Below are 2,628 nucleotides of genomic sequence, written 5' to 3' on the forward strand. Positions count from 1 at the left end.
CCCTCGCCGACCAACTCGACGCCCTCGAAAGAGAGGTACGCCACTCATGATGGACCCGACCACTGACAACGGGCCCACCGGAGATCCCGGCGGTGCACGCGCTTCCCTCGAAGCCCTGCGCGCCGAGATCTCCAAAGCCGTGGTCGGCCAGGACCCAGCCGTCACCGGCCTCGTCGTCGCGCTGCTCTGCCGAGGCCACGTCCTGCTCGAAGGCGTCCCCGGAGTGGCCAAGACATTGCTCGTGCGCGCCCTCGCGTCGAGCCTCGAACTGGACACGAAACGCGTCCAGTTCACCCCGGACCTGATGCCGAGCGACGTCACGGGCTCCCTCGTCTACGACGCCCGCACCACCGAGTTCTCCTTCCAGCCGGGCCCCGTCTTCACCAACCTCCTCCTGGCCGACGAGATCAACCGCACCCCGCCCAAGACCCAGTCCTCGCTCCTGGAAGCGATGGAGGAACGCCAGGTCACCGTCGACGGCACCGCACGCCCGCTGCCCGAGCCCTTCCTCGTCGCGGCCACCCAGAACCCGGTCGAATACGAGGGGACGTACCCCCTTCCGGAGGCCCAGCTGGACCGTTTCCTCCTGAAGCTGACGGTCCCCCTGCCCTCCCGCCAGGACGAGATCGACGTCCTCACCCGGCACGCCGAGGGCTTCGACCCCCGGGACCTGCGCGCCGCCGGCGTGCGCCCCGTCGCGGGCCCCGCCGACCTGGAAGCCGCCCGGACCGCGGTCGCCAAGACCTCCGTCTCCCCCGAGATCACCGCCTACGTGGTGGACGTCTGCCGCGCGACCCGCGACTCGCCCTCCCTCACCCTCGGCGTCTCCCCGCGCGGCGCCACGGCCCTGCTCTCCACCGCCCGCGCCTGGGCCTGGCTCACCGGCCGCGACTACGTCATCCCCGACGACGTCAAAGCCCTCGCGCTCCCCGCACTCCGCCACCGCGTGCAGCTCCGTCCGGAAGCCGAGATGGAAGGCGTGACCGCCGACTCCGTCATCAACGCGATCCTCGCCCACGTCCCGGTCCCCCGCTGATGGCCCTCACCGGACGCGCCGCCCTCCTCGCGGCCCTCGGCAGCCTCCCCGTGGGCCTCTGGGAGCCGAGCCTGACCGGCATCCTCGCCGTCAACACCCCCCTGGCGCTGGCCTGCGCCTGCGACTTCGCCCTGGCCGCCCCCGTACGCCGTCTCGGCCTCACCCGCTCCGGCGACACCTCCGTACGCCTCGGTGAGACCGCCGACGTCGACCTCACCCTCACGAACCCCTACGGCCGCCCGCTGCGCGCCGTCGTCCGCGACGCCTGGCCCCCGAGCAGCCAGGAACCCACGGCCGACGGCGTGGCGCCACGCCACCGCCTCACGGTCCCGGCCCGCGAACGACGCCGCCTCACGACGCGCCTGCGCCCCTCCCGTCGCGGCGACCACCGGGCCGACCGCGTGACCATCCGCTCGTACGGCCCCCTGGGCCTCTTCACCCGTCAGGGCAGCCACAAAGTCCCCTGGACCGTGCGCGCCCTGCCCCCTTTCGCCAGCCGCAAGCACCTGCCCTCGAAACTGGCCCGCCTGCGCGAGCTCGACGGCCGGACCAGTGTGCTGACCCGAGGCCAGGGAACCGAGTTCGACAGCCTGCGTGACTACGTCCCGGGGGACGACACCCGCTCCATCGACTGGCGCGCCACGGCCCGCCGGTCCACGGTCGCGATCCGCACCTGGCGCCCGGAGCGGGACCGGCGCATCCTCCTTGTTCTCGACACCGGCCGTACCTCGGCGGGCCGAGTGGGTGACGCCCCACGCCTCGACGCCTCCATGGACGCGGCCCTGCTGCTGGCCGCCCTGGCCTCACGAGCGGGCGACCGGGTCGACCTCCTGGCCTACGACCGCCGGGTCCGCGCCCTGGTCCAGGGCCGATCGGCGGGCGATGTCCTGCCCTCTCTGGTCAACGCTCTGGCCACGCTGGAGCCCGAACTCATCGAAACGGACGCACGCGGCCTCACCTCGACGGCCCTGCGAACAGCTCACCGCAACGCCCTGATCGTGCTGCTGACCAGCCTCGACCGGGCGCCCATCGAAGAAGGCCTGCTTCCCGTACTTTCCCGCCTCACCCGGCGGCACAAGGTCCTGGTCGCTTCGGTGGCCGACCCGTACATCCAGCGAATGGCGACCTCCCGGGGAACACCGGACGCGGTCTACGAGGCGGCAGCGGCCGCCCAGGCCCAGTCAGAACGGCACCGCACCGCAGAACAACTCACGCATCGCGGTGTCACCGTCGTGGACGCCACTCCGGAAACCCTGGCCCCCGCTCTGGCAGACGCCTATCTGTCCCTGAAGTCGGCCGGTCGTCTGTAGAACAGCATGGACCGACGCGGGGAGGCCTATGGAAGACCTAAAACACCGAGAAAAGCTTAGAAAGATCTAGAACGCAGAAAACCCCCGCACCAGAGGTGCGGGGGTTTCCTATCAAAAGGAGTTCGGCGGCGTCCTACTCTCCCACAGGGTCCCCCCTGCAGTACCATCGGCGCTATGAGGCTTAGCTTCCGGGTTCGGAATGTAACCGGGCGTTTCCCTCACGCTATGACCACCGAAACACTATGAAACTGACAACCGCACCATGCGTGACCATGCATGGGG

The 2,628-nt window shown here is 70.7% G+C and carries 2 protein-coding genes and 1 rRNA gene; 2 read left to right on the top strand and 1 reads right to left on the bottom strand.

The window, feature by feature from the left end; genetic code table 11:
- Positions 1 to 49 precede the first annotated feature (49 nt).
- The gene (locus AB8Z36_RS37945) at positions 50 to 1,036 is read left to right on the top strand and encodes an AAA family ATPase (protein ID WP_369217923.1); all 987 of its coding nucleotides are present in this window, start codon (positions 50 to 52) and stop codon (positions 1,034 to 1,036) included.
- Positions 1,036 to 2,346, top strand: coding sequence for a DUF58 domain-containing protein (locus tag AB8Z36_RS37950; RefSeq protein ID WP_369217924.1), 1,311 nt, complete (start codon positions 1,036 to 1,038; stop codon positions 2,344 to 2,346). The genes AB8Z36_RS37945 and AB8Z36_RS37950 overlap by 1 nt, the downstream gene beginning before the upstream one ends.
- A gap of 120 nt (positions 2,347 to 2,466) precedes the next feature.
- Here the strand turns inward: AB8Z36_RS37950 and rrf are convergent.
- Positions 2,467 to 2,583 (bottom strand): 5S ribosomal RNA (gene rrf / locus AB8Z36_RS37955).
- Positions 2,584 to 2,628: the final 45 nt, after the last annotated feature.

The sequence above is a fragment of the Streptomyces flavofungini genome (assembly GCF_041028215.1).
Taxonomy (GTDB): domain Bacteria; phylum Actinomycetota; class Actinomycetes; order Streptomycetales; family Streptomycetaceae; genus Streptomyces; species Streptomyces flavofungini_B.

What these genes read in the sequence shown, in the direction of transcription:
- AB8Z36_RS37950 (WP_369217924.1), top strand. Translation starts at nt 1,036, where the DNA reads ATGGCCCTCACCGGACGCGCCGCCCTCCTCGCGGCCCTCGGCAGCCTC.
- AB8Z36_RS37945 (WP_369217923.1), top strand. Translation starts at nt 50, where the DNA reads ATGGACCCGACCACTGACAACGGGCCCACCGGAGATCCCGGCGGTGCA.